At 75.2% G+C, this 21,730-nt stretch carries 18 protein-coding genes and 1 pseudogene; 11 read left to right on the plus strand and 8 right to left on the minus strand.

What is annotated here, in order from left to right; genetic code table 11:
- The first annotated feature begins 15 nt into the window (after window positions 1–15).
- A pseudogene (locus R3E88_13070) lies at window positions 16–744 on the plus strand (3-oxoacyl-ACP reductase family protein).
- Between the two features lie 28 nt (window positions 745–772).
- Entirely contained in the window at window positions 773–2,080 is a 1,308-nt protein-coding gene (locus R3E88_13075) for an ATP-grasp domain-containing protein (protein MEZ4217408.1), read from the plus strand.
- A 6-nt stretch (window positions 2,081–2,086) separates the two neighbouring features.
- Here the strand turns inward: R3E88_13075 and R3E88_13080 are convergent, their stop codons facing one another.
- Together R3E88_13080 and R3E88_13085 are read right to left on the minus strand one after the other, a co-directional pair.
- On the minus strand, window positions 2,087–3,322 hold the full coding sequence (locus tag R3E88_13080; GenBank protein MEZ4217409.1) for a class I SAM-dependent methyltransferase: 1,236 nt from the start codon (window positions 3,320–3,322) through the stop codon (window positions 2,087–2,089).
- A gap of 179 nt (window positions 3,323–3,501) precedes the next feature.
- Window positions 3,502–4,989, minus strand: a complete 1,488-nt coding sequence (locus R3E88_13085) for a hypothetical protein (GenBank protein ID MEZ4217410.1) — start codon at window positions 4,987–4,989, stop codon at window positions 3,502–3,504.
- A gap of 149 nt (window positions 4,990–5,138) precedes the next feature.
- Between R3E88_13085 and R3E88_13090 the strand changes: the two genes are divergently transcribed.
- On the plus strand, window positions 5,139–7,244 hold the full coding sequence (locus R3E88_13090) for a sulfatase (protein MEZ4217411.1): 2,106 nt from the start codon (window positions 5,139–5,141) through the stop codon (window positions 7,242–7,244).
- On the opposite strand, the gene R3E88_13095 is transcribed toward R3E88_13090, so the two are convergent.
- Window positions 7,232–9,040 carry a glycosyltransferase family 39 protein gene (locus R3E88_13095; GenBank protein MEZ4217412.1) on the minus strand — a complete coding sequence of 603 codons (1,809 nt, stop codon included), beginning with the start codon at window positions 9,038–9,040 and terminating at the stop codon, window positions 7,232–7,234. The two genes, R3E88_13090 and R3E88_13095, sit on opposite strands and share 13 nt — an antisense overlap.
- A gap of 82 nt (window positions 9,041–9,122) precedes the next feature.
- On the opposite strand from R3E88_13095, the gene R3E88_13100 reads away from it, so the two are divergent.
- The 4 genes from R3E88_13100 to R3E88_13115 all read left to right on the plus strand — a co-directional run bounded on the left by R3E88_13100 (window position 9,123) and on the right by R3E88_13115 (window position 13,092).
- Window positions 9,123–9,968, plus strand: coding sequence for an SDR family oxidoreductase (locus R3E88_13100; GenBank protein ID MEZ4217413.1), 846 nt, complete (start codon window positions 9,123–9,125; stop codon window positions 9,966–9,968).
- A 43-nt stretch (window positions 9,969–10,011) separates the two neighbouring features.
- Window positions 10,012–11,814, plus strand: coding sequence for a glycosyltransferase family 39 protein (locus tag R3E88_13105; protein MEZ4217414.1), 1,803 nt, complete (start codon window positions 10,012–10,014; stop codon window positions 11,812–11,814).
- A gap of 181 nt (window positions 11,815–11,995) precedes the next feature.
- Entirely contained in the window at window positions 11,996–12,523 is a 528-nt protein-coding gene (locus R3E88_13110; GenBank protein MEZ4217415.1) for a hypothetical protein, read from the plus strand.
- A 2-nt stretch (window positions 12,524–12,525) separates the two neighbouring features.
- The gene (locus R3E88_13115) at window positions 12,526–13,092 is read left to right on the plus strand and encodes a hypothetical protein (protein ID MEZ4217416.1); all 567 of its coding nucleotides are present in this window, start codon (window positions 12,526–12,528) and stop codon (window positions 13,090–13,092) included.
- Window positions 13,093–13,116: 24 nt separating this feature from the next.
- On the opposite strand, the gene R3E88_13120 is transcribed toward R3E88_13115, so the two are convergent.
- Together R3E88_13120 and R3E88_13125 are read right to left on the minus strand one after the other, a co-directional pair.
- Entirely contained in the window at window positions 13,117–13,443 is a 327-nt protein-coding gene (locus tag R3E88_13120; GenBank protein MEZ4217417.1) for a putative quinol monooxygenase, read from the minus strand.
- Between the two features lie 49 nt (window positions 13,444–13,492).
- On the minus strand, window positions 13,493–14,707 hold the full coding sequence (locus R3E88_13125; GenBank protein MEZ4217418.1) for an amidohydrolase family protein: 1,215 nt from the start codon (window positions 14,705–14,707) through the stop codon (window positions 13,493–13,495).
- A gap of 135 nt (window positions 14,708–14,842) precedes the next feature.
- On the opposite strand from R3E88_13125, the gene R3E88_13130 reads away from it, so the two are divergent.
- Window positions 14,843–15,742 (plus strand): TraB/GumN family protein, encoded by a 900-nt coding sequence (locus tag R3E88_13130; protein ID MEZ4217419.1) that lies wholly within the window; start codon window positions 14,843–14,845, stop codon window positions 15,740–15,742.
- Between the two features lie 10 nt (window positions 15,743–15,752).
- Here the strand turns inward: R3E88_13130 and R3E88_13135 are convergent, their stop codons facing one another.
- Window positions 15,753–17,372 carry a glycosyltransferase family 39 protein gene (locus R3E88_13135; GenBank protein MEZ4217420.1) on the minus strand — a complete coding sequence of 540 codons (1,620 nt, stop codon included), beginning with the start codon at window positions 17,370–17,372 and terminating at the stop codon, window positions 15,753–15,755.
- A 95-nt stretch (window positions 17,373–17,467) separates the two neighbouring features.
- Here R3E88_13135 and R3E88_13140 point away from each other — a divergent pair, with 95 nt between their 5' ends.
- From R3E88_13140 to R3E88_13150, 3 genes are read left to right on the plus strand one after another with little or no spacing between them, the layout of a single operon-like run.
- The gene (locus R3E88_13140; protein ID MEZ4217421.1) at window positions 17,468–18,097 is read left to right on the plus strand and encodes a helix-turn-helix domain-containing protein; all 630 of its coding nucleotides are present in this window, start codon (window positions 17,468–17,470) and stop codon (window positions 18,095–18,097) included.
- Between the two features lie 28 nt (window positions 18,098–18,125).
- Window positions 18,126–19,421, plus strand: coding sequence for an aromatic ring-hydroxylating dioxygenase subunit alpha (locus R3E88_13145; protein ID MEZ4217422.1), 1,296 nt, complete (start codon window positions 18,126–18,128; stop codon window positions 19,419–19,421).
- Complete coding sequence (locus tag R3E88_13150) at window positions 19,411–19,971, plus strand: aromatic-ring-hydroxylating dioxygenase subunit beta (GenBank protein MEZ4217423.1); 561 nt, start codon at window positions 19,411–19,413, stop codon at window positions 19,969–19,971. Before R3E88_13145 ends, R3E88_13150 begins: the two co-directional genes overlap by 11 nt.
- Before the next feature lie 108 nt (window positions 19,972–20,079).
- On the opposite strand, the gene R3E88_13155 is transcribed toward R3E88_13150, so the two are convergent.
- A complete protein-coding gene (locus R3E88_13155; GenBank protein ID MEZ4217424.1) occupies window positions 20,080–21,288 on the minus strand; it encodes a thiolase family protein in 1,209 nt (402 codons plus the stop codon).
- A 14-nt stretch (window positions 21,289–21,302) separates the two neighbouring features.
- On the minus strand, window positions 21,303–21,698 hold the full coding sequence (locus R3E88_13160; GenBank protein MEZ4217425.1) for an OB-fold domain-containing protein: 396 nt from the start codon (window positions 21,696–21,698) through the stop codon (window positions 21,303–21,305).
- Between the last annotated feature and the right edge of the window lie 32 nt (window positions 21,699–21,730).

The raw sequence follows: 21,730 nt of genomic DNA on the forward strand, positions 1-21,730 counted from the left end.
TCGCGTCGCTGCGCGCTCGTCACCGGGGCGAGCCGCGGCATCGGCCGCGCGACGGCGCTCGCGCTCGCTGCCGCCGGTCACGACGTGGCGCTCACCTATCATCGCGACGCGGATGGCGCGCGGTCGGTCGCGCTCGCGCTCGAAGCGTCGGGAGCGCGCGCTCTCGCGGTCGCACTCGACCTCGGCGACCCGCGCGCCGTCGCGGGCGCCTTCGACGCGGTCGAGCGCGAGCTCGGCGCGGTCGACGTGCTCGTGAACAACGGCGCCATGATCCAGGAGAAGCCGTTCGAGCAGCTGACGCTCGAGGACTGGGACCGCATGCAGGCCGTGAACCTGCGGGGCCCCTTCCTGTGCGCGCAGCGCGCGTTCGCGCCGATGTGCGCGCGAGGTCGCGGGCGCATCGTCAACGTCGCGTCGATCGGCGGCCAGTGGGGCGGCACGCGACAGGTGCACTACGCGACGGCGAAGGCGGGCCTGCTCGGCCTGACGCGTTCGCTCGCGAAGCTCGGCGCGCCGCACGGCGTGACCGCGAACGCGGTCTCCCCGGGGCTCGTCGCGACCGGGATGATCGCGGCGGAGCTCGACTCGGACGAGGGGCGCGCGAAGGCGGCGTCGATCCCGGCCGGCCGGCTCGGTGCGCCCGAGGAGGTGGCGGCGGCCGTCGTCTACCTCGCGTCCGACGCCGCGGCGTACGTCACGGGACAGACGCTGAACGTGAACGGTGGGATGTACTTCGGATGCTAGTCGCGTGCGACGAGCCGGAGGGACGGCGATGAACGGGCGCAGGACGCTCTGGGTGATCAGCGGCGGGATCGAGGCGCGGCCGGTGATCGAGCGCGCGCGCGCGCTCGGTCTGCGCGTCGTCGTGAGCGACGGGTCGGCGACCGCACCGGGCCTCGCGCTCGCCGACCTGCCCGTCGTCGCGAACGTGTACGGGCCGGAGGAGACGCTCGACGCCGCGCGGACGCTCGCCGCGCGGCACGGGCCGCCCGACGGCGTGATCTGCGCAGCGGCCGACGCGCCGCTGACCGCGGCATGGCTCGCCGGCGAGTTCGGGCTCGTCGGGCCGAGCCGCGAGGCGGCCCGGCTCGCGACCGACAAGCTCGCGATGAAGCGGCGGCTCGCGCGCGACGGCGTCCCCGTGCCGTGGTTCCGCGCGCTGCTCGACGCCGACGAGCTCGAGGCGCATCGCCGCGAGGAGGGCGTGCCGCTCGTCGTGAAGCCGGTCGACAGCCGCGGTGCGCGCGGCGTCGTGCGCGTCGCGCCCGGCCCGTCGGGCGTGGACGCGCGCTTCGCGTTCGAGACCGCGCACCGCAACTCGCCGACCGGGCGCGTGATGGTCGAGCGCTTCCTCGACGGGCCGCAGGTGTCGACCGAATCGCTCGTGCTCGGCGATCGCGTCGCGACGCCGGGGCTCGCCGATCGCAACTACGAGGCGCTCGCGCGCTTCGCCCCGTTCGTCGTCGAGGACGGCGGACAGCTGCCGAGCGCGCTCGCGGCCGACGCGCAGCGCGACGTGTGCGACGTGGTCGCGCGGGCCGCGCGTTCGCTCGGGCTCGAGAGCGGCGTCGCGAAGGGCGACATCGTCGTGCACGAGGGTCGCGCGGTCGTGATCGAGATCGCCGCGCGGCTCTCCGGCGGCTACCTGTGCTCGCACCACATCCCGCTCTCGACGGGCGTCGACTTCGTCGGTGCGGCGATCCGCCAGGCGCTCGGCGAGCGCATCGACCCCGACGAGCTCGCGCCGCGCCACGCGCGCGGCGTCGCGCAGCGCTTCTTCTTCCCGCGGCCCGGCCGCGTCGTCGCGATCCGCGGCGCCGAGGAGGTCGCGCGGCGCGCGGACGTCGCGCTGCTCGAGCTGCGCGTCGCGCCGGGTGACGAGGTGGGCGAAGTGGAGTGCCATCCGGCGCGCGCCGGGCTCGTGATCACCACCGCCGCGACGCGCGAGGAAGCGGTCGCCGCGGCGCGCGCGGCGATCGACGGTGTCGCGATCGAGACCGAGCCGACGGGCCCGAGCGTCGCGGGCGCCGCGATCGGCGCCGCGCCGCGTCCCGCGCGCGCGAATGCGGCGCGCGCGTGAGCTCGCTCAACCGGCCTGGCTGAACGCCTGCACGCGGTCGTAGAACGTGACGGTCGGAACGTCGCCGAGGCCGACACCGCGCAGCGTCTCGACCATCTCGTCCTGGAAGTCGTAGCTCGAGATCACGACGGCGTCGGGGCGCAGCGCGACGAGCTCGCGCGGCGACACGACGGGGAGGCCGAAGACGCGCGTCCCCTGCTTGCGCGGGTTGCCGTCGACGAGGGCGACCACGTCGGCACTGCGCAGATCCGTCGTGTCGAGCAGGCACTCCGTGTGGTAGCCGGCGCCGTAGATCGCGATGCGGCAGTGCCGAGCGCGCCAGCCCGCGAGCTCGCCGTCGATGCGCGCGCGCAGGCGCGCGACGAAGGCGTCGCGCTCGCGCGCATAGCGTCGGACGCTCGCGCGGACCTCCGGCACGGCGGGGCTCGGCGCGTCGAGAGCGGCCCGGGCGGGCTCGCAGGCCGCGGCCAGCAGGCGGAACGCGGGGAACGGGAAGTCGTCGTCGACGGACACGGGCTCGAACCCGCACGCGCGCGCGAGCGCGCCGAGCGTCGCCGGCGCGAAGTTGAACAGGTGGTCGAAGGTGAAGAAGTCGACCGCGCTCTCGATGCGCGGCGCGAGTACGTTCGGCACCTCGACGAAGAGCGCGCCGCCCGGCGCGCACAGCGCGCGCGCGCGCTCGAGCGCCGCGCGCGGATCGGTCAGGTGCTCGAGCACGTGCGAGAGCACGACGAGGTCGAAGCGGGAGTCGCCGAGGTCGACGTCCTCGAACAGCCCCGTGCGCACGTCGACGCCGTAGCGCTCGCGTCCGAGCGCGGCCGCGCGCTCGGAGGGCTCGATGCCGACCGCGATCGCACCGCGCTTCGCGAGCAGGTGCAGCAGGTAGCCCTCGTAGCAGCCGACCTCGAGCACGCGCTTGCCGCGGAGGTTGCCGAGCGCGCGGGCGAGCCAGCGCGCCTGGTCGCGTCGGCTCCCCTCGCCGGGGACGCGCGCGCCCGCTCCGGTCGCGCCGTCGGCCGCATCGGGGGCGACGAAGGCGTCGCGCTCCTGCGACGCGTAGAAGCGCGCGAGCTCGCGCGCGTCGGGCTGCGGGTCGGTCTGCACGACGCCGCAGTGCGCACAGAGCTGGGTGTGGATGTCGAAGGGGATCTCGCGTCCCTCGCTCAGGATGCGGAAGCCGCGCTGCACGCGGACCTCCTCGAGCACGGGCCGCCCGCACGTCCGGCACTCGCCTCGCTGCATTCCGCCCCCTCCTCGCGCGATGCCGGCCGCGGGCCGACCGCGGCGATCCGCTCGCATGCGGCGCGTACCTGCGCGCGTCCTGCCCATCGGCTGCCGGCTCGTGGGCATTGAGCGCGGAGCGCGCCGCGCCGGGGCGGTGCGGGGCGGGGCGGTGCGGTGCGGGGCGGTGCGGGGCGCGGCTACTCGGCGGGGGCGAGGGCCGGGCGCAGCCAGCGGTGCGCGGGCCACGCGACGAGCGCGACCGCCGTCCACAGCACCACGCCCGCGCGGCCCGCGGAATCCCAGCTCTCGCCCATCGCCCAGAGGAGGTGGAAGAACGGGGCCACGAGGAAGATGGGAAGGCTCCACGCGGCGAGCCGGCTGCGCGGAACCGCGGCCGCGGCCGCGAGCGGCCAGAGCAGGAACCACGGCCACGTGTGCCCGACGGCGACGCACGCGGCGGCGAGCAGCCCGGCGAGCGCGGCCTCGGCGGCGACGGCGAGCTGCGGGCCGGCGAGCGGCGCATCGGCGCTGCGCGCGGACTCCCACGCGCGCAGGCCGGCGCGCAGGCCGGGCCACGCGCCCCAGGCGATCGCCGCGAGCACGAGCGCATCGACGATGGGCCGCGCGCGCACCTGGTCGACGGCCGTGCGCACCGCGTCCGCGGGCGTGAGCAGGTGCCAGCCCTGCATCGCGACCGTGCTGCCGAAGATCGGCGCGTCGTCCCAGAACAGCGCGAACACCGCGAGCGCGCCGACGCCCGAAGCGAGGATCGCGGTCGCCCGTCGGCGGCGTTCGCGCGGCGCGGCGAGCGCCGCGATCTCGAGCGCGACGAGCGGCGCGGTCACGTACTTGAAGAGAGCGGACGCGACGATCGCGGGCGGCGCCCACGCCGCGCGCGCGCGCACGGTGGCCTCGAGCCAGAGCAGCAGGCCGCACGTCATCAGCGCGTCGTTGTGACCCTCGGCGACGGTGAAGTGCACGGACATCGGCGCCCAGCCGAGCAGGGCGATCGCGCCCGCGCGCAGCGCGGGCGAGCGGTGCGCGTGCAGGCGCGCGAGCGCGTGCAGGCCCGTCCCCCACGCGAGGAGCAGGACGGCCTTGTGCGCGCCGAACTCGAGCGGTGCGCGGTGCGGCACCACGCGCTCGAGCGTGCCGACGAGCAGGGCCCAGAGCGGCCCGTACGTCATCTGCGTCCCCGCTTCCTCGAGCGGGAGGCCGGCGAGCGCGCTCGCGGGCATGGCGTGGTGGTAGGGGTTCACGCCGTCGGCCCACATGCGTCCCCACGCGACCGAGAGCCAGAAATCCTGGGTGAACATCGGATAGGCGAGCACGTTCACGGCGCCGAAGGCCCACGCGAAGCGCACGAGCGTGCGGAGCGCGACGTCGTCGACCGCTTCGCGGTCGCGCGCGAGTGCGAGCAGCGCCGCGCAGAAGACGAGCGTCGCGGCCGCCATGGCTCCGCCGTACGCCGCGCCGCGTGCGGCGGCCGAGCGGAACGCGCCTTCGCCCGCGGCGGCGCGGCGGAGCGGGGCGCGCGCGTCGCCGAGCGGCAGCGCGTCGACGACGCGTTCGAGCGCGCGCACCTCGTGCTCCTGCACGACGCCGAAGGGCGAGCGCGCGGCGATCGCATACGAGACGGGGGCGAGTGCCGCGTAGATCGCGACGAGCGCCCATCCGCATAACATGATGGATCGGTGAAGGCGGCGGGAGCGATCGACTAGCGTCGATGGGGCGGCCTCGCGCGGGGCGCGCGGGAGTCGTTCGACACTGCGATCGGGATTCGACACGCGGGACGAATAGTCGAAGGTCGGGCACTGGGGTAGGGTTCGCGCCCGTGCTCGACGGCGGCTCCTCCGACTCTTCCGACGCATCCGACTCCCGCGCACCGCGACGCCTCGTCGCGGGTGCGACGTGGGGAGTCGGCGCGGCGCTCGTCGTGCTGTGTGCCCGTTGGTGCACGACCGATCCGTTCGACGCTCCGGTGGTCGTCGTCGACGCCGTCGCGCTCGTCGCGGCCGCGAGCGCACTCGCCCTCATCGTTCCTTCACGTTGGGCCGCGCGCGTCGCGTGTGGCGCCGTCGCGGCGATCGCCGGCCACGCGTGGGTGCACGCGGCCCTGCCGCACTCGGGGCCGCTGCGCGTCGCGCTGCTCGCGCTCGGCGCCGCGGCCGCGCTCGCCGCGCTGGTCGCGCTCGGCGCGGCCGATCGCTCGCGCCGCGCAGGAATCGGCCCGGGTGCGTGGGGCGTCGCGCTCGCGGGCGGCCTAACGATCGCGATCGCGGGCGGCGAGTGGCACCGCATCGCCGGCATCGCCGGCCCGCTCGCGCTCGGCGGCCTGGCGTGGGCGGGCTCTCCGCGCTCGCGCGCGTCGGTCGCCGCACCCGTCGCGTGGCTCGTCGCGTTCGTCGCCGCCGGGCACGTCCTCGCGCCGCTCGCTCCGCGCCGTGCGGCGCGCGTTCCCGCGGCCGCCGCGGTCGCACCGGCGCGCCCTCGCGCGAGCGCGGTCGGCGGCCCCGACGCACCGGCGTCGCGCGGCGATGCCGTCGTCCTGATCGTGCTCGACACGCTGCGCCGCGATCGGCTCTCGCTCTACGGGTACGGGCGCGCGACGACCCCGGCGATCGACGCCTGGGCGCGCGACGGGCTCGTGTTCGAGGAAGCGATGTCGACCGCGCCGTGGACGCTGCCGAGCCACGCGTCGCTCTTCACGGGCCTCTACCCGCGCGCGCACGGCGCGCACGGCTACCGCGGCAGCGAGCCCGCCGGCAACGCGACGCCGCTCGACGCGCGCTTCGACACGATCGCCGAGCTCGCGGCCCGCGCCGGCGTCGAGACCGGCGGCATCGCGGCCAACCACTTCTACGTGTCGTCGCGCTTCGGGCTCGACCAGGGCTTCGCGACGTGGTTCGCGGAGGGGCCGCGCACGGGGCTCTCGTTCGGCCCGCTCGACGCGATCGCCGCGCGCGCGATCCCGGCCTCGGTCTGGCGCGAGCGCCACGCCTACTACGAGGCCTCGCACGTCACCGACCTCGCGCTCGATTGGCTGCGCGCAGTGGGCTCGCGCCCGTTCCTGCTCTTCGTGAACTACTTCGACGTGCACGAGCCGACCGATCGGCCGCCGACGGCGCTCGCGCCGCTCGAGAGCGAGCGACCGCTCGACGAGGCCGCCGACGAGGAGATCGCGATGCTCGCCGGGCGCGAGCCGCTCGACCCCGACGTCGTGCGCTACTGGAGCAACAACTACGATCGCGAGCTCGAGCGCCTCGATCGCGAGGTCGGTCGCCTGCTCGCGTTCGTGGAGGCGTCGGGGCTCGCCGCGCGGACGACCGTGTTCCTGACCGCCGATCACGGCGAGTACCTGGGCGAGCACGGCCTCGTGGGACACGAGCTCGACGTCCACCGCGAGGTCGTCGACGTGCCGCTCGTCGTGCGCGGTCCGGGCATCGCCGCCGGGCGGAGCGCGCAGCCCGTGTCGCTCGTCGACGTCGCCCCCTCGGTGCTCGAGCGGCTCGGCCTCGCGCTGCCGCCGGTCGAGGGCGCGCAGCAGGGCGTGTCGCTCTTCGGGGACGAGGGCGAGGGCGCGGCCGCTCCGGAGCTCGTCGCCGAGTGGTATCCGTCCGCGAGCTCGATGAAGCTCGATCCGCGCCTCGGCGGGCGCTTCGACCGCGCGATCCGCGTGCTGCGCCGCGGGACGCTCGACCTCTTCGTCGACGACCGCGGCGCGCGGATGCTCTTCGATCGCGCCGACGACCCGGGACAGATGCGCGACGTCGCGCCCGCGCGCCCGGACGACGTGCGCGCGCTCGGCGCCGCGTTCGCGCGCTGGGAAGCGCGCAACGCGCCCGCGCAGGACGAGGAAGGGCGTGCGCGCGCCGGCGTCGCGGCGCCGCTCGACGCGGCCGAGCTCGAGCGGCTGCGCGAGCTCGGCTACGCGCCCTGATCGGGAGCGAAGACGAGCGCGCCCGAGGTGTCGCACTCCGGGCACAGCTGCGGCTTCGCGAACACCCACACCACCGGCTCGACGACCTCGCCGCGCACGACGAAGCGCCGCGGTCGGAACGCGCGCCACGGCACGAGACCGTGCGCGCGCGCCTCGCTCTCGTTGGCCGGCCCGTAGACCATCATGAGCCGCGGATCGAAGGCCTCCCAGCCGTTCGGGTTCTGCGGAATGCCGGCCGGCCGGTCGAGGCGGATCGTGAAGGCGAAGAGCCGCGTCTCGAGCGCGTACGTGTACGCCTCCGCGCCGACGAGCACGCGGTCCCGCTCGTCCCAGTCGTCCGTGAGCGCGGCGAGCGCGCGCGACGTGTCCCGCACGCCGAACTCGAACGATGCCGCCTCGCGCGCGAAGCGCGCGAGCTCGACGCCTAGCATCGCGACGACGATCGCCGCCACCGCGGCGCGCGGCGCGGCGCGCCGTCGCGCGGGGAGCGCGCTCCACAGCAGCGCGCCGCCCGCACCTCCCGCGACGAGCGACACGGCGAGTGCGCGCGAGGCCATCGCGCTCGCGGTCGGCGCGCCGCCGCTCCCGAGCAGGAGATGCGCGTAGAGCCCGGCGAACCCGCCGACGAGCGCACCGGCCGCGGCGAGGCGCAGGCGCGAGGCGTCGCCGCGCGCGGGGAGCGCGAGCGCGCCCGGGCGCACCGCGAGCGCGCCGTAGATCGCGAGCGCGGGGAGCGCCGCGAGGAAGCGGCGATCCGGTTGATAGGCCTGCACCGCCACGAAGCCCGCGACCGCGGCGATCCAGCAGGCGCAGAAGACCTCGAGGCTCGTCGTCGCGCGCTCGCGCGGCGCGGGCGCCGCGTCCGCGATGCGCGTCGCGGCCAGCGCGACGGCGAGCGCGAGCATCGGTGCGCACAGCCGCAGGAAGCTCCCGTACGGGAGCGACGGAGCGGGCAGCCCGAGACGTGCGAAGCCGGGGAGCGAGAGCACGAGCGTCTCGCGCTGACGTCCGCTCGTCGCGCTCCGCAGGTTGCCGACGAGCTCGCTCCAGATCTCGGGGCTCGCGTGCGCGACCGCTGCGACGACCGCGAGGCCGGCGAGGCTCGTCGCCGCGAAGACGAGCACCGGGCGCCACGCGAAGGGAGGGAGCACGGCGCTGCGTCCGCGCGCGACGAGCTGGAGCGCCCAGAAGAGCGCGATGGCCGGCGCGAGCGCGACGGCGGTGAGCTTCGTCGCGACGGCGAGCCAGAGTGCGACGGCCGCCATCGCCGCCCACGCGCTCGCGCCTCGTCCGCCGTCGGCCGCGCGCACCACGCCGCCCGCGCACGCGAGCAGGAGCAGCATCTGCAGCGGCTCGACCATCGCGATGCGCTCGTGCACGAGCGCGAAGCTCCCGACCGCGAGCCACAGGCCCGCGACGAGTGCGGGCGCGCGTCCGACGCGCAGCCGGACCCACAGCCACGTCGCGAGGCCGAGCGCGACGCCCGAGAGCGCGCCGACGAGCCGCGTCGAGACGAAGTCGACGCCCATCCATGCATACGTCGCGCGCAGTGCCGCGCTGTACACGGGCGCGATCGTGAGGCCGGGATTGTGGTCGTCGATGATCCAGCGGCCGAAGAGCGCGGCCTGGCGCGCGTTGTGCGCCCACGCGCCCTCGTCGGTGAGCAGCCCGCGCGCGAGCTCGAGCGACGGGTTCGCGTCGAGTGCGACGAGGCGAAGCGCGAGCGAGAGCGCGGCGAGGAAGAGGAGTGCGGCGGCGTCGCGGCGGTCGAGACGGGGCGCGCGAGCGGCCGGCATGCGGCGAGCATAGCCGCGCACCGGCGCGCGAGCGCTCGGGGATTTGCGCCCGTCGACCCGCGCGCTCGCGTAGATTGGCGCGATGGGCGAAGGCGCATCGCACCCGTTCCGCGCATCGGAGGCGCCGGGCGCCGGCGCCGCGAACGCGGCCGACGATGCGCGCGCGCCGCGGCCCCGGCGGCTCGCGGGACGCGTCGCGCTCGTCACCGGCGCCGGGCAGGGGAGCGGGCGCGGCTGCGCGCTCGCGCTCGCCGACGAGGGGGCGCGCGTCGCGCTCGTCGGGCGCACGCGCGCGAAGCTCGACGCAGTGCGCGCGGAGATCGAGGCGCGCGGCGGCGAGGCCGCGTGCTTCCCGTGCGACGTCGGGCAGCTCGACGAGGTGGGCGCGTGCGTCGAGGGCGTCGTGGCGGCGCTCGGCCCGGTGCGGGCGCTCGTGCAGACGGCGCAGTCGCCGGCCCTGCGCTCGTCCGCGCTGCTCGACGTCGAGGCCGGGGTCGTCGACGAGCTGTGGCGCACCGGGCCGCTCGCGTCGCTCGCGTTCATGCGCGCCTGCCATCCGCACCTGCGCGGCGGCGGTGCGATCGTGAACTTCGGAACGGGCGCGCAGTTCGCGCCCGGAGGCTTCGGCGCCTACGCGGCCGCGAAGGCCGCGATCCAGATGCTGACGCGCGCGGCCGCCGAGGAGTGGGGGCCCGACGGCATCCGCGCGAACCTCGTCGTTCCGTACGTCGCGTCGCCGGCCGCCGACCTCGAGTTCGGCGAGGACGAAGCGAGGCGGGCGGCGTCGATCGCGCGCATTCCGCTCCGGCGCGTCGGCGACCCCGAGCGCGACCTCGGCCGCGCCGTCGCCTTCCTCGCGAGCGACGACGCGTCCTATCTCACCGGCTCGACGCTGCTGCTCGACGGCGGAATGATGTTCCTGCGCTGAGCGCGTCGCGCGCCGGCCGCGCGTGGAGGGGGAGAGGAGCTCGATGCCGACGACCGCGGTGGACGGGCGCTCGCCGCGCGCGGCCCGCTTCGCGCTCGCCGCGGCGGTGGGGCTCGCGCTCGCGACGCGGCTCTCGCTCGCGCTCGCGGACCCGCGCGCGCTGATCGCCTCTGACGTCTACCAGGACGACGCCTTCTACTATCTCGCGATCGCGCGCAACGTCGTCGCGGGTGCGGGGCTCACGTTCGACGGCGCGACGCCGACCAACGCGTTCCATCCTCTCTACCTCGGCGCACTGCTGCCCCTCTCGCTCGCGGCGGTCGACGATCCCTTCTGGATGGTGCGCGCGTCCGCGCTCGCGCTCGCGCTGGTCGGCGTCGCGACCGTCGGGCTCGTGTACGCACTCGGGCGCGAGCTCGGCGGACCGCGCGTCGCCGCACTCGGCGCGCTGCTGTTCGCCGCGAGCCCGCTGCTGTCGGTGCTCGGCGTGAACGGGCTCGAGACGGGGCCCGCCCTCGCGATCGGCGTCGCGCTCGCGTGGCTCCACGTGCGCTGGCGCCCGTGGGAGGGCGGGGAGCCGACGCGCCGCGCGCTGGCGTTCGGTGCGCTCGTCGGGCTCGGCGTGCTCGCGCGGGTCGATCTCGCGCTGCTCGCCGCGGTGCTCGGCGTCGACGCGCTCCGGCGCGCGCGCGCGCGCGGCGCGGTGCGTCCCGTCGCGCGGTGGCTCGCGCGCGCCGCCGTCGCCGCGGCGCTGGTCTGGCTTCCGTGGGGGGCCGTGTCGGCGTTCGCGACCGGCGCGTGGCTGCCGACGAGCGGCGCGGCGAGTCGCGAGATCGCGCTCCAGCTCGGCTGGTCGAACCTGCCCGTCGTCTTCGGGCCGGCGAAGGGGGCGGTGTTCGATGCGGCGTCGCCGCCGCTCGCGTGGCGGGCGGACGTCGCCGCGCGCGGCGCGCTGGTGGCGCTGCTCGAGCAGCCGCTGCTCGCGCCGCTGCGCGCGCACATCCCCTTCGGAGTCTGGCCCGCGCTCGATCGTTATGCGCCGTTCGCGCTGCTGCGCGCGGCACCGCGCGCGGTGTCGCTCGTCGCGTGTCTCGCGCTCGGCGCGCTGCTCGTCCGGACGGCGCGTCCGCGCGCGGCGCGCGAGGGCGACCCGCCGAGCCTCGCGTTCGCGGCGGTGCTCTACGCGGTCGTCGTGCTCGTCGCCTACACGCTCTACTCCCCGTCGCACTGGTACTGGTCGCGGTATCTCGCGCCGTCGATCCTGCTCGCGATGCTCGCGGGCGCCGCGGCCCTCGCGCGCTGGGCGCGCGGCGGCGGCCGGGCGCGTGCGGCGGTCGTCGCCGTCGCCGCGCTCGCGCTCGTCGCGCAGCAGGTGCTCGCGTTCGCGGGCTTCCGCGCGCGCGAGGTCTGGCGCGAGCCAGGGGAGCGCGGGTTCCTCGCGAGCTTCGAGGCGCTCGGCCCGCACGTACCGGCCGGGGCCTCGCTCGGCGCCTTCCAGGCCGGGATCTACGGCTGGCTCCGGGGCGCACCCGTCCGCAACCTCGATGGCAAGGTCGACCGCGCCACCCAGCGCGCGCTGGCTGCGGGGCGCGTCCACGAGCTCGTGTTCGAGGCGGGCATCCAGTACGTGCTCGACCAGCCCGCGATCGTCCGCCTGCTGATGCTCCGGCACGCGCCGCCCGCCGCGCGCGCGCGCTTCGTCCCCGTCGCGCGGGAGGCCCGCCGCGGCGGCGCCGTCCTCTACCGCGTCGCCGACGGCCCGGACGGAGCCGAGGCGAGCGGGGCTGCGGCCGGAGCCACCGCGCGGGCGCCCTCCGGCGCACCGCCGGGGACCTCGCCGCAGTAGCCCCGTGGGGTCGACCTCTTTGCGAACGCGTTCGTGGAGGCCGCGGGCGGCGCACGCGCGACGCGGAGCGGTCGTGCAGTACTGGATGAAACTGGATCAGTAGCCGATAGTACTGGCGCCGACGCATCCGCTCTGGCCGTGCCCCGCGCGCGGCGCGCTGCCGTCGGCGAGGGAGGACGCCATGGCCTCGATCCGCCGGCAGGGCGACGCGTTCGAGATCCGGGAGTGCCGCACGACGGCGAGCGGGCCGCGGCAGTTCGTGCTCGCGCGCTTCCGGCGCGTGCTGACGCCCGACGTGCTCGACGCGGCGCGTGCGCGCGCGCGGCGTCCGTTCGACCGCGCCGCCCTCGTCGATGCGGCGCGCGCGCGCGGCGTGCCGGTGAGCGCACAGCGGCGCAGCCGCGCGGCGCGCGCCCTGCTGGCGGAGCTGCGGGCGGGCGTTCCGCTCGACCCGACGGTCGCCGGCCTGCTGCGCGAGGCCCTGGCGCCGCTCGAGGCGCGGCCCGTGCCGGAGCACCTCGCGGATGCGGCGGACTGGCTGGGCCAGCCCGAAGCCGCGCGCGGCCGCGCGCTGCGCGGGCTGCTGCGGGCGGCGAGCCGCACCGTGCGCTCGCGCGGGGCCGTTCGCGCGCTGCCGGAGGAGCCGTTCCCGCACTTCGACTCCGGCGCGGCGTTCACGCCGGCCGCTCCCCGGACGCAGGCACGTTAGGCGTGCTCCTCGACGAGCAGATCGTCGCCATCGAGCGCGCCTTCCGCGCGGCCGGCATCCCGCACGCCTTCGGCGGCGCCCAGGCGCTCGCCTACTACGGCAGCATCCGCGCGACGCACGACATCGACGTCAACGTGTTCCTCTCCGCCGACGAGGCGGAGCGCGTGTTCGGCGTGCTCGGCGAGCTCGGCGCGGACACGGGGAACCCCGGGTTGCGGACGCTCGTCGCGCGCGACGAGCAGGTGCGCGTGTGGTGGGACGGGACGCCGGTCGACCTGTTCTTCGCCTACGACGCCCTTCACGCGGCCTCGATGGCGCGGCGACGGCGTGTCGACTTCTACGGCGACCCCATCCACGTCCTGAGCCCCGAGGACCTGATCACCTACAAGGCGACGTTCGATCGCGAGAAGGACTGGAGCGACATCGCGACCATCGTCTACGCGTGCGAGGAGCCGCTCGACTACGACTACGTGCGCGGCTGGCTCGAGCGCATCGACGCGCCCGACCGCCACCGCTGCAACCGTCTCGAGCGCATCGTCGCGAGCGGCGGGCGGGACCTCGGGAGCTGAGGCGTGCGCGGCGGCCGGCCGACGCTAGTCGCGCGCGGCGCCGCCGCCGACCGGCTCGCTCTTCACGGGCCCGAACGGCACGAGCTTCGTCGCCGAGACGAGCTCCGCGACGGCGCCGAACGAGCGCATCATGTGCTGGAACTCGGGTGTCGCGCAGTGCGCGTCGTAGGCTTCCTGGCTCTCGTAGAGGTCGTAGTAGTAGAAGTCGTCGGGGCTGTCGGCGGCGGTGTGGAAGACGTAGACGGGCACGCCCGGCTCGCGCGCCGTCGCCGCCTGCATCGCGAGGTTGAGGCGGCGCAGCTCTTCGCGCTTGCCGGGCTTCGCGCGCATGTGGGTGACGAAGGCGAACACGGACTCCTCCCCCGCCCGCGGTCGCGCGCGGGCGGCGCGTGCGACCGCGCTAGCGCTCGATGCCGAAGCGGCCCAGGCCGAACGCCGCGATGGCGTTGCCGCGCAGCAGCTTGTAGGTCTCGCCCTCGTCGAGGCCCGCCGCGGTGACGATCCGCGTCGCGACCTCCTTGCTGTGCGGGAAGGTCGAGTCCGCGTGCGGGTAGTCGGTCTCGTAGCAGATCTGGTCCATGCCGATCGCGTCGCGGTTCCGAAGGCCCGTCTCGTCGTCGAAGATGCAGCCCCAGACGTGGCCCGGCAGGTAGCTCGACGGCGGCTCCGGGAGCTGCACGCCGAAGCTCGAGGCGGGGTCGCGCTCGGCCCAGAGCTTGTCCATGCGTTCCACCACGTACGGCATCCAGCCGACCTGCCCCTCGGCGTAGGCGACGCGCAGGCGCGGGAAGCGGACGAAGACGCCCGACAGCACGTAGTCGCACAGCGAGCCCATCGCGTTCGAGAACGTGAGCGTCGAGCTCACCGCGAAGGGCGCGTCGGGCGACGTCGACGGCATCTTCGAGCTCGATCCGATGTGCATGCAGAGGACGGTCTCGGTCTCTTCGCAGGCGCGGAAGACGGGATCCCAGAAGCGACCCTTGTCGTGCACCGACGGGAGGCCGAGCGGGTGCGGGTTCTCCGAGAACGAGATCGCGTGGCTCCCCTTCGCCGCGCAGCGATGGATCTCCGCCGCCGCGGCGACCGGGTCCCAGAGCGGGACGATCGTCATCGGGACGAGGCGGCCGCGCCCGTCGCCCGCGCACCACTCGTCGATCATCCAGTCGTTGTAGGCGGCCACGCACAGCGCCGCGAGCTCCTTGTCGGCGCGCTCGTGGAACGTCTGCCCGCAGAAGCGCGGGAGCACGTTCGGGTAGCAGATCGACGCCTCGACGTGGTCGGCGTCCATGTCGGCGAGGCGGTCCTTCTGCTTCCAGCAGCCGGGCCGGATGTCGTCGAACGTCACGGGCGTGACGTCGACGTTCTCGAAGCCGCTCGCCGCCGAGAGCTTCGGGAACGGGTAGACGAGGTCGTCGTAGAGCCACCAGTCGCACCACTCGCCGTCGGGCGCGCCCTTGTCGTAGCTGAAGACGCCGCCCTCGAAGCGGAAGACGGCGCGGTCGCGGACGACGCGCGGCGCGCGACCGGCATAACGTGACGGGAGGCGGCTCGTCCACAGGTCGGGGGGCTCGACGACGTGGTCGTCGACGGAGATGATGCGCGGGATCTCGGTCATGGAGCCTCCGTCGCCCGGGTCGCGTCGCGGCGGCCCGCCGGCGAGCCCGGCGTCGGCCTCGGTCGAGCGAACCCGTGCGGCGCCCTAGAGTACCCGGCGCAGGCGGCTGCGAAGGAGGGAATCGAGGTGGAGCGAGTGCGAGCACGCGCGCCTCGTCGCGGCATCGCGGTCGCCGCGCTCCTCCTCGCACAGCTCGCGTGCGCGGGCCTCGACGCGGCGGCGCCGGCCCCGGCGCTGTGGCGCGTGCGCGACGCGGACTCCGAGCTCTTCCTGTTCGGGACGTTCCACCTGCTGCCCCGCGACGTCGACTGGCGGACGCCCGCCTTCGAGGACGCGATGCGCGCCGCGACGACGACGTGGACCGAGGCCGACGTCTCGAGCCCCGCCGCGCGCGCGGAGGTGGCGGAGGCCGTCCGGCGCCACGGACGCAACCCCGACGGCGTGACGCTGAGCGGGCTCCTCGGGCCGGAGCGCGCGGCGCGCCTCCGCGCGCTCGCGGGCGAGCTCGGCCTCGACGCCGATCGCCTCGAGGGCGTGCGGCCCTGGCTCGCGGTCGCCGTGCTCATGCAGGCGGCGATGGCGCGCGAGGGCTTCGAGGCGGAGCGCGGCGTGGACGTCGCGGTCGAGCGGATGGCGCGCGAGGAGGGCGACGCGATCGCGCACTTCGAGACCGCGTCGGCGCAGATCGGGATGTTCGCGTCGCTGTCGCTCGGCGAGCTCCTCGCCGACTTCGACCGACAGGTCGACGAGCTCGACGACTTCGCGTCGTCGTCGTCGGACATGCTCCGCGCGTGGCGCGGCGGCGACACCGCTGCGCTCGACGCATCGCTCGTGCGGCCCATGCGCGAAGAGGCCCCCGCGGCCTACCGCGCCCTGATCGTCGATCGCAACGCGCGCTGGACCGAGCGCCTCGTCGAGCTGCTCGCCGGCGACGGAAGCGCGTTCGTCGCCGTGGGCGCCGCCCACCTCGTCGGGCCGGACGGGCTGCCCGAGCGGCTGCGCCGCGCGGGCTTCGAGGTCGAGCGCGTGCAGTGACGCGCGCGACCTAGCGCGTGCCTCCGTCGCGCGTCGCCGTTCGGGCGAATCGCTCGACGCCGAGGGCCTCGCTCGCGCTCGCGGCGTCGGCGCCGTGCTCCGCGGCGAGTGCGTCGAGCAGGACTGCGTTGACGGCGTCGTGCGTCGACCGCACGACCCACACCGCGTGCGGGCTCGCGGCGATCGCACGCGCGTCGCTCGCGAGCGCGTCGCGATCCTCGAGGAAGAGCCGCTCGCTGTACCAGCCCGGGTGCCGCGCCATCGCGCTCGGGAAGGAGACGACCTCGACCGGGCTCGCGGCGCGTCGCAGGTAGTAGGCGGTGACGCAGCGCCGGTAGCCCGTCGTGACGACGACGTCGTCCGGGCGCGCGCGCTGCGCGATGTGGAGCGCGGCCAGGCGGTCCTTCGATGCGGCGGGCGGGTCGAAGGCGTGCCCGTGCGATGCGACGGTGAAGACGACGACGGCGAGCGCGATCGGCCAGCCGGCCGGCGTGCGCGCGACGCGTTCGAGCCCGGCGGCGTAGAGCAGCACGAAGGGCGGCAGCGCGATCGTGTCGTAGCGGCCGGGCAGGTAGATCGGCGCGACGGCGAGCGAGTAGCCGAGCGCGACCACGAGCGGTCCGAGCGCGAGGACGGCGAGCACCGCGAGGGAGGGGCGCGGCGCACGCTCCACGCCCCTCGCACGCGCTCTCTCGTCGTCGCCGCGCGGCCAGCCGGCGAGCGCGCAGAGCGGGAGGGCGAGCGAGAGCGCGACGGCCGCGATGCCGGCGGACGGGGCGCGGCCGAGCGTTCCCAGGTAGTCGGGAAAGGTGCCGCCGACGCCGAACGTCGTGAAGCTCCAGGCGAGCATCCCGATCGGCGACATCTGCTCCCAGTAGCGGAGCAGCCACTCCGTCACCGCCGATTGCGCGTGGCCGAGCGCGCGCACGAAGAAGGGCAGGTAGGCGGCGAAGGCGGCCGCCGCGGCGAGACACGAGCCCGCCGTCGCGCGCCGCCACGCGCCGGGGCGGCCGAGCGCGCCGACCGCGGCAGCGGCCACCGACACCGGGAGGAAGAACAGCCCGTAGTTGTGCGTGTAGAGCATCGCCGCGAGCAGGAGCGCGACCGCGGCCCACGCGCGCGGCCGCGCGGTGGGGCGGAGCGCGCGCTCGAGCGCGAGCAGGTAGAGCGCGACCTCGGCCATCAGCAGCGCGTAGTTGCGGGCCTCGATCGCGTAGTGGTGGACGAGCGGTCCGAAGGCGAACAGCGCGGCCGCCACGACACCGGCGCGGCGCCCCGCGTAGCGCGCGCCCGCGAGGAACCCGAGCGGGACGAGCGCGACGGCCGCGAGCAGCGACGGCAGGCGCAGGGCGGCCTCGCTCGGGCCGAGCAGCGCCGTCGACGCCCAGGCGGCGAGGAAGAAGAGGGGCGGGTTGCCGGCGCTCCGCTCGCCGGTCACGGCCGCGGCCGCGCCGTGCTCGATCGTGAACCACGTGCAGGCCTCGTCCATCCAGAGCGGGTCGCGGCCGATCGCGAACGCGTGGAAGAGGGCGGCGGCGACGGTGAGCGCGGCGACCGCGATCGCGGCGACACGCCCGGTCGCGGGGGGTGCGGGCGTCGCGGCGGGCGCGGCCGCTCCTTCGGTTCGCATGGCGGCGCAGCATGGCGCAGGGCCCGACGCCCGTCACGCGCGCTCGACGGCGCGCGCCGTTGACCGCGTTGGCTAATAACATAAACTTCCTCGTCATGGCGACGCGGTCCGCCTCGGCCTCGGCCTCCGCTGGGGGTACGCCGGCGACGACGACGGGGCGGGGTGCGCGCCGGCCCTCCGCGCGCGCACGCGCGCGCCTCACGCGCGACGGCATCGCCGAGGCGGGCGCGCGCCTCGCGCGCGAGCACGACCTGCGTTCCCTCACGATGCAGAGCGTCGGCGATGCGCTCGGCGTCACCGCGATGGCGCTCTACAAGCACTTCGCGAGCAAGGCGGAGCTGGTCGACGCCGTGCTCGACCGGTTCGTCGCCGACGCGGCGGTCACCGCGCACGGCGTCGCTCCCTCGGACTGGAAGGCCTGGATGGCCGCGACGTTCGGAGCGATGCACCGCGCGCTCGCGCTCACGCCGGGCGTGCTCTCCTACGTCGCGATCGGCGACGAGGTGCGCTTCGGCGACCGCGCGCGCGACGCGCTGCGCGAGAGCCTCGCCGTGCTGCGCGCGGCGGGCTTCACGAAGGCCGAGGCGCGCCACGCCTACCGCAGTGCGCTCGCGCTCGCCGTCGGGTACGCGTTCGTCGACCGGCAGGTCGAGCCGGCGCGCGCGGCGTCCGCATTCGACCGTGCGCTGCGGCAGTACCTCGCCGGCCTCGAGCGCGCGCGGTGAACGGCAAGACGAAGGGGAGGAGAGGGGCATGAGCCCGATCGCGGTGCGGGACGTCGTCGCCGACGACGCGCAGTGGGTGGGCCGGCGCGCGTGGGCCGACCGCCATCTGTACGAGCTCGAGAAGCGCGGGATCTTCGGCCGCGCGTGGCTCTACCTCGGCCACGAGTCGCAGCTGCGCGCGCCCGGCGACTTCGTGCAGGCGTACATGGGCGAGACGCCCGTGATCCTCGCGCGCGGCGAGGACGGCGAGCTCCACGCGAGCGTGAACAGCTGCACGCACCGCGGCCTGCCCGTGTGCCGCGCGTCGCGCGGCAACACGAAGCGCTTCGTGTGCCCCTATCACAACTGGAACTACGACGTGACGGGCCGGCTCGTCGCGATTCCCCAGGAGCGCCAGGTGCGGCAGCGGCCCGACAAGGCGCGCCTCGGGCTCAAGCGCGTGCCGCGGCTCGCGTCGTGGCGCGGGCTCGTCTTCGGGAGCTTCGACCCCGACGTCGTATCGCTCGACGACTGGCTGGGCGACATGCGCTTCTACCTCGAGGCCTTCCTCGATCGTTTTCCGCAGGGCGTCGAGATCATGGGCGAGCCGCAGCGCTGGGTGATCGACGCGAACTGGAAGCTCCCCGTCGAGAACCAGCTCGGCGACGTGAACCACGGGCCGTTCCTGCACGCGGCCGTGATTCCGCCCGCCGCCAACCAGGAGATCGTCGACTACGGGCACGCGGTCGTTCCGGAGCCCGGGCACGGCGCGACGTTCCGGTTGATGCCCGAGGACGCGCCGGTCGAGAGCGTCGCGTGGGGCTTCGAGGCGATGCCGTCGCTGCTCGGCGGGGCCGAGGTGCACGACTGGCTGCGCGAGGTGCAGGCGCGCGCGGTCGAACGCGTCGGCCCGGTGCGCGCGCGCATGAAGGGCCTCGCCTACGGCGTGTACCCGAACTTCTCGTTCCTCTGGTCGAACGCCGCGTTCAAGGTCTCGCACCCGCGCGGGCCCGGTCGCGTCGAGTACTGGTCGTGGTCGGTCGTGCCGGCCGACGCGCCCGACGCGATCAAGAAGGTGCTGCGCGGCAATCACACTTCGTTCTTCGGGCCGGGCGGCATCCTCGAGCAGGAGGACTCGGAGGCGTGGATCGCGCAGTACCGGGGCAGCGCGATCGATTTCGCCGACGACCACCCGTACTTCTACGGCCTCGGCCTCGGCGAGGAGGGGCCGCACGCCGACCTCCCCGGGCTCGTGAGCTCGTGCGCCAACGAGTTCTACGCCCGCCACTTCTTCCAGCGCTGGCGGCGCGACCTCGAGCGCGCGGAGGCGGAGCATGGCGTCTGAGGTCGCGCGCGTGTCGCCCGAGCTGCAGCACGAGGTCGAGCAGTGGTACTACGAGGAGGCGCGGCTGCTCGACGAGCGCCGCTACCAGAGCTGGCTCGCGCTCGTCGACCCGGCGATCCGCTACGTGATGCCGGGGCGCGGCAACCCGCTCGTCGACAACGCGATGCGCGGCGACGAGGCGATGATCTCGGTCGAGCGCGAGCTCGAGGACGAGGCGTCGGACGGGACGCCCATCCGCGACGAGACGTACGCCTATCTCGCGCTGCGCGTCGAGCGGAGCTTCAAGCCGAATGCCTGGGCGGAGAATCCGCCCGCGCGCACGCGCCGCCTCGTGGGCAACGTGCAGGTCGCTCCGCGCGACGACGGCGCGCTCGCGGTCACGAGCGCCTTCCATCTCCACTATGCGCGCCCCGGCGTGGCGACCTGCTTCTACGCCGGTCAGCGGCGCGACGTGCTCGTGCGCACGGACGCCGGGCTCCGCCTCGCGCGGCGCGTCGTCGTGATGGACTTCGCGGACGTCGAGGTGCCGACGCTCGGCCTGTTCCTCTGAGCTCGAGCGCGCCGTGCGCGGACGACGGGCGCGGCGCCCCGAACGAACGAGCGCCGGCGGGCACGGCCCGCCGGCGCTCTCCGATCCCGAGCCTCGCCGCTGCGGTTGCTAGGCGAGGCGCGACTTCTCGAGGATGTGGACGCCGCAGGCCGACGCCAGGCCGATCACGTGCGCGAGGCCGACCTTCGCGCCCTCGATCTGGCGCTCGCCCGCCTCGCCGCGCAGGTGGTGGCAGACCTCCCAGATGTTCGCGATCCCGGTCGCCGCGATCGGGTGGCCCTTCGACTCGAGGCCGCCCGACACGTTGACCGGCGTCTTGCCCGTGCGCCACGTCGCGCCCGACTTGAAGAAGTCGACCGCGCCGCCCTCCTCGCACAGCATCAGGTTGTCGTAGTGCACGAGCTCCGCCGTCGCGAAGCAGTCGTGGAGCTCGACGAGGTCGAGATCCTCGGGGCCGACGCCCGCCTGCTCGTACGCCTGCTTCGCGGCCGCGCGCGTCAGCGTGTTCACGTCGGGGAGGACCTGGCACGCCTCCTGGTACGGATCCGACGTCAGCACCGACGCCGAGATCTTCACCGCGCGCCGCTGCTGCTCCTTCGACAGCGTCTTGAGCTTCGAGCCGCTCACGACCACCGCCGCCGCCGCGCCGTCGCAGTTCGCCGAGCACATCGGGCGCGTGTTCGGATAGGCGATCATGATGTCGTTCATGATCTCCTCGAGCGTGAAGCGCTTCGTGTAGGCCGCGAGCGGGTTCAGCGTCGAGTGCGCGTGGTTCTTCTCGGAGATCTGCGCGAAGAGCTCGAAGTTCGCGCCGCCGTACTTGTGGCCGTACTCCATGCCGATCTGCGCGAACACGCCGGGCATCGTCTCGGTGCCGATGCGGCCGTCGACCCCGGCGACCGCGCCGTAGCGGCCGCTTCGCTGCCACGCCTCGCCGTCGGCCTTGCGCGAGCCGCCGGCGAGCAGGCCCGCCCCGGCCAGCTTCTCGACGCCGACCGCGAGGCCGAAGTCCGACTCGCCCGCCTTCACGGAGAGGACCGCGACGCGCAGCGCCGTCGCGCCCGTCGCGCACGCGTTCGAGACGTTGTAGGCGGGAATGCCGGTCTGGCCGACCTGCTTCTGGATCATCTGCGCGATCGGCGCCGCGCCGCCCATCAGGTTGCCGGCGGCGACGATGCCCATGTCCTTCATCGTGACGCCGCCGTCGGCGAGCGCCGCGAGCGTGGCCTGGCTCGCGAGGTCGAGCGTGTCCAGCTCCTTGTGCTTGCCGAACTTGGTCATGTTGATGCCGAGGATGTAGACGTCTTCGGAACCCATGGTGCAGGTCCTCCTTAGGCCGCCGGCTCGAAGCCGAAGTTGACGGCCTCGACGCCCTGGGCGTCGCTGCCGATCGGGAACGTGGTGAGGCGCACCGGCATGCCGAGCTTCACGTGCTCGGGGTCGGCCGGGACGTTGACGAGGTTCGCGCGCACGCTCGTGCCGTCGCAGTCGACGATCGCGGAGACGAACGGGACGGGGATTCCGGGCGCGGCGAATGCGACGATCGTGTAGGCGCGCAGCGTGCCCTTGGTGGCGACGCGGGCCTTCTGGAACTCGGTGCCCGAGCAGCTCGCGCAGGCGTTGCGGCGATCGAAGAAGCGGGCGCCGCACTTCGCGCACTCGTTCGCGACGAGGTGCGGGTCGTCGCCGAGCACGAGGTAGTCGACGAAGGGGATCTGTTCGGCCATGGGGACTCCTGGGGCGGATGGGGGGCCCGCGC

Source organism: Myxococcota bacterium, from assembly GCA_041389495.1.
Lineage (GTDB): Bacteria > Myxococcota_A > UBA9160 > UBA9160 > UBA4427 > JAWKRT01.